3 protein-coding genes are annotated in these 2,294 nt (G+C 49.4%); all 3 read right to left on the minus strand.

The annotated features are described in order from the left end of the window. Positions 1-1,411: cytochrome ubiquinol oxidase subunit I (locus QN379_RS23280; RefSeq protein ID WP_323507742.1), on the minus strand; the 1,411-nt coding region annotated here is incomplete at its 3' end. Beyond that, positions 1,398-1,721: a cytochrome oxidase putative small subunit CydP gene (cydP, locus tag QN379_RS23285; protein WP_323507743.1), complete on the minus strand. Its 324-nt coding sequence runs from the start codon at positions 1,719-1,721 to the stop codon at positions 1,398-1,400. The genes QN379_RS23280 and cydP, both read right to left, overlap by 14 nt. Before the next feature lie 2 nt (positions 1,722-1,723). Then, on the minus strand, positions 1,724-2,284 hold the full coding sequence (locus QN379_RS23290; protein ID WP_323507744.1) for an ArsR family transcriptional regulator: 561 nt from the start codon (positions 2,282-2,284) through the stop codon (positions 1,724-1,726). Positions 2,285-2,294 lie beyond the last annotated feature (10 nt).

The raw sequence follows: 2,294 nt of genomic DNA on the forward strand, positions 1-2,294 counted from the left end.
GTTGCAGGGTCGAGGCCGATAAATGTGTGGGTAAAATACCCGAAATGGTCCACGGTTGACGGCCGTATTCAGCCAACAGCCAGCCCAGTTCAATCGCGACCCAAGGCAGTGGAATACTGTACATTGCCAGTCGCAACAGCCAGCGTTGTTGGGCAAGTTTTTTCCGTATCAGAAAATAGAACGATGTAGAAAAAATAAACAGGAACAGGATGCCGAGCGCGACCATCAAACGGAATGACCAGAACATCGGCGCGATTTTAGGAAAGGTGTCGTTGACCGCCATCGCAATTTGTTCGGACGTTGCATCCACCACGGCTGGCGTATATTTTTTCAGCAGCAGACCAAAACCCAGATCATTTTTGAGCTTATCAAATGCTGCAATGGCTTCTGGTGATTTGTCGCCGGATTTAAGCCGCGTCAGCGCAGCGTAAGCCAGCATGCCGTTACGGATGCGGACTTCATGTTCCTTTTTTAAATCAATAATGCCGGTAATTTGTTTGTCGACCGAACGGGTGCCAATCAGACCCAACACGTAGGGAATTTTGACTGCGTAATCAGTACGCTGCTCCTTCTCATTGGGCCAACCAAAGACCGTGATCCCCGCCGGTGCTGGTTCGGTATGCCACTCGGCTTCCATCGCCGCCATTTTGACTTTGTTGACTTCACCTGCGGTATAACCTGATTCGTCACCGAGGACGATAACCGATAAAGTTGCGGCCAGACCGAAACCCGCAGCAATCGCAAATGAGCGCAGTGCAAACGCGGTGTCACGACCTCTTAGTAGATAGAAAGAAGAGATGCCCAACACAAACATCGATGCGGCAACATAACCGGCTGAGAGCGTGTGCACAAACTTGACCTGCGCCACCGGATTGAATATCACATCAATGATACTGGTCAGTTCCATCCGCATAGTGGCGTAATTGAATTCCGCGCCAACCGGATTATTCATCCATCCATTGGCGATCAAAATCCATAGGGCTGAAAGGCTTGAACCCAGCGCCACCAAAAAAGTGATGAACAGATGCTGGACCCTTGATAGACGATCCCAGCCGAAGAAAAACAAGCCGACGAAAGTCGATTCAAGGAAGAACGCCATCATGCCTTCAAGCGCCAAAGGCGTGCCGAAAATGTCACCTACGTAGTGTGAATAGTAGGACCAGTTGGTCCCAAACTGGAATTCGAGCGTGATACCGGTGGCGATTCCCATCGCAAAGTTAATGCCAAATAATTTGCCCCAAAAGCGGGTCATGTCTTTATAGATCGGACTACCAGTCATCACATAGACCGACTCCATAATCACCAGAATCCAGGCGAGGCCGAGAGTAAGAGGGACGAACAAGAAATGGAACATCGCAGTGGCAGCAAACTGCAGCCGCGATAGATTGACTACTTCATCAATGGGAATCATGAGGCGCCTCGGATGTGGGAGAGGGTGAGTTTGAAACAGAGTTGGATGATGACTGCGCTGGCGGCATAGCTTGCGTCACGTCTGTCGGCGCTGTCAGCTTGGTAGCTGGTGGGAGTGTCGAAGCAGGGCGATTGGTCAAAAAATGTTGCTCCACCAGAGCGCTTGGCATGCGCATTTTTTTGGTTTGCGGCTCTGAGAAAAAAAGCTTCCACAGAACAAACAGAAGCGCTAATTTGATGATCACAATTATTGTGATTTCGACCGCGAGCGGTAATCGAGACCAACGTTTTTGAAAAATAAAAGAGGCCATCTCTATTCTTTCCTGTGAACGTCAGGAGGAGTGATCTTTCCTTTTTCCTGTTCTGTCACCTTGTCTAGCTTGGTTTTTTTTGCGGTGGGCGAAAGGCGAAACTTATCCCGCACATCGAGCAACTTGCCCACTTTTGATCCCATTTTCATCAGGGATGCCAGCGTTTCCGGCGATAGCCGTTGCACATCATCAAACCACGAGCTTGATAACTCAATCAAATCATACATCTCGCGCATTCTTTTTTGGGCTTCTTTATCGGATGCCGATGATGGATTTTCTAGCAACGCATCGCGCAGCATCGAGAGAGTCGGCTCAATCTCGCGGCGACGACGCTCTTCTAGCAAGGCCTTAAAAATATCCCAAATATCTTTCGGCGGCTCAAAATACTCACGCCGGTCACCTGGTCGATGCAACAACTTCACCAGCCGCCAGGATTGCAATTCTTTCAATCCCATGCTGACATTTGAGCGAGAAAATGAAAGATAGTCGCCAATTTGATCGGCAATCGGCACATTATCGTGATACCAGCGGTTGCCGGTCTTGTCGCCACCCAACAATAGGATTACGGATCGG

It is taken from the genome of Glaciimonas sp. Gout2 (assembly GCF_035018905.1).
Taxonomy (GTDB): Bacteria; Pseudomonadota; Gammaproteobacteria; order Burkholderiales; family Burkholderiaceae_D; genus Glaciimonas.